The organism is Thermodesulfobacteriota bacterium (genome assembly GCA_036397855.1).
Lineage (GTDB): Bacteria > Desulfobacterota_D > UBA1144 > Nemesobacterales > CSP1-2 > DASWID01.
On record DASWID010000139.1, the window covers coordinates 1 to 2,199 of the forward strand.

3 protein-coding genes are annotated in these 2,199 nt (G+C 40.7%); 1 reads left to right on the plus strand and 2 read right to left on the minus strand.

The window, feature by feature from the left end; translation table 11 throughout:
- Positions 1–111: 111 nt before the first annotated feature.
- Entirely contained in the window at positions 112–741 is a 630-nt protein-coding gene (gene tenA, locus VGA95_11560) for a thiaminase II (protein ID HEX9667176.1), read from the minus strand.
- Positions 742–974: 233 nt separating this feature from the next.
- On the opposite strand from tenA, the gene VGA95_11565 reads away from it, so the two are divergent.
- Complete coding sequence (locus tag VGA95_11565; GenBank protein ID HEX9667177.1) at positions 975–1,415, plus strand: nuclear transport factor 2 family protein; 441 nt, start codon at positions 975–977, stop codon at positions 1,413–1,415.
- A 415-nt stretch (positions 1,416–1,830) separates the two neighbouring features.
- Here the strand turns inward: VGA95_11565 and VGA95_11570 are convergent.
- On the minus strand, positions 1,831–2,199 hold a 369-nt coding region (locus tag VGA95_11570; GenBank protein ID HEX9667178.1), incomplete at its 5' end, for an adenosine deaminase.

The following is a 2,199-nucleotide window of genomic DNA, read 5'->3' on the forward strand; positions in this document are numbered from 1 at the left end:
GCTATGGATTGGACATGGCGGAGGAGGGACGGAACCTTCCAAATCTTTACAATATTGAGTAGCACATTTCATAAATTTATTTGATAGAAGTTCTTTCGAACGCCGGAGACCTCAAACCGGCCATTTCTCTTTTCTGTATCCCATGTCCCAGAACATCCACTCATATCTGCTTGTGGTTAAAAAATGAATTTTCATCTCATTTTTTTCATCTTGATTTAATTTTTTCGAAATCTTGTTTGTCAAATTTAAAACGGCTTTTACGACATCTGCAAATTCTTCTCCACCATAGGTGTCTATCCACCGCTGGTAAAGCGAGCTGGGGGAGCCCTTTGAAATAAGCGCCTTACCCACCTCCCAATAAATCCAGTAACAGGGAAGGAGTGCGCCTACAACTTCATGAAATGGAGAGGTGTATGCTACTGAAAGAAGATAGCTAGTGTATGCAAGGTTTGTGGGAGCTAGGGGAGTTCTACTAACCGTTTTAGGACCGATTCCAAAATCTCGGAAGAAGCTATCGTGAAGAGTACGCTCAACCTTTAGGGCTCCAGCGGAGTGTTCGTTGAACATTATGATCCAATCTTCTACCGGAGACTTAGCTGCTGTAATACTCAATGATTTTGCGAACTCACGCAAATAGAGGGCATCCTGGATGATATAGAATTTAAAGCTTTCTTTATCTAGCGAGCCATCGGTTAGTCCTTTGATAAACGGGTGAGTAAGAATCGACCTGTAGATCGGCATAATTTCTCGCCACATTACTCTAGTGAATTGTATCGCCATCCCCGTCTCCTATATTTAAACGTATGTTAATATATAATGGTGCTGTATATTTCATGATACTTATTATATTGTGAACAACAAGAATGAAATGTAGATGCGGTATAATTATTATGTTTGTCATTTCAAGTCCTAAAGCGGATAAAGCTTGAAGTTCTGCTTCAAGGATTGTTCCTTGACTCCGTTGATGATCAAAAATGGGAGTAGATATGTCGGTAGATTCAGAGCAAGAGGCAGTCTTGAGGGTAAATGAAAGATTTTATAAGGCGCTGGGGACTAGGGATCTTCAGTTAATGGACAGTGTATGGGTTCGTGAATCCAGGGCAGGTTGTGTTCATCCAGGTTGGATAATGCTAAAGGGGTGGGATGCACTGAGGCTAAGCTGGGAAAATGTGTTTGATCCGAGGGATCAGGTGGATGTGGAACTCTCAAATGTTATCGTCGAGGTCAGAGGGAATTTAGCCTGGATCACATGCATTCAGAAGCTTAAATATAAGAGCCGAACCCCGGTTGGAATAAATATATCTCAATCAACCAATATCTTTGAGAGACATGATTCCGGGTGGTTAATGGTTTTGCACCATGCCTCCCCGATTCCAATAGCTGATTTTGAAGTTGAGGGAGAAAGCCTGCAATAGTACTTAAGAAGTTATTGTGACTTTTAGTGTTTTTTAACCTGTAGGAAAACAGAGTCTTCAAGCGATGATAACGGGGAAAACATCTTCTGAGATAAGATTATTAATACTACTTTGAAAAAAAAAGAAACGCAAACGCCTGGCCACCCACGCTCTTTCTTCCCCATTTAAGGGGGAAGATTAAGATGGGGGTGTTTTTTTATGTATTGGTGACCTCTAGGTCGCAATAAATATCAGATAAATATATCATCTCTAGCGCCGGACTTGTTTCAGGAAGACAGGGAAAAAAACTAGCGTACACTAGTCCCCCACCTTAATCCTCCCCTCCTTCGCTTTCACTCAGGACAGGCTCCAGTGGGGGAGGAAATGATAGTTCTTACCAAAAATCACAGTAAGAAAATTGGAAACGATTGTTCAGCTAATTCTTATATTCAGACATGAAATGATCGAGCTCAGTTATAAATTTTTGTTTTTCTTCTTGAGTCAAAAATGAAGCATCAAAGGAATTTTTTGCTATCTGATATAAATCATTTTTATCCAGATTTAGTGCTTCTGTAATTGCCACATAATTCTGAAATATGTAGCCGCCAAAATATGCAGGATCATCTGAGTTTACTGTCGCACATAGACCCAGGTCCAGTAACTTCTTTAAATTGTGTTCTCTGATTGAGTTAAACAGACCAAGCTTCACATTCGAAATGGGGCAAACGGTCAAGGGTATGCGCTCTGATTTTAATTTTTCTACCAGTTCGGGGTCCTCAACGCAACGAACACCATGGTCAATCCG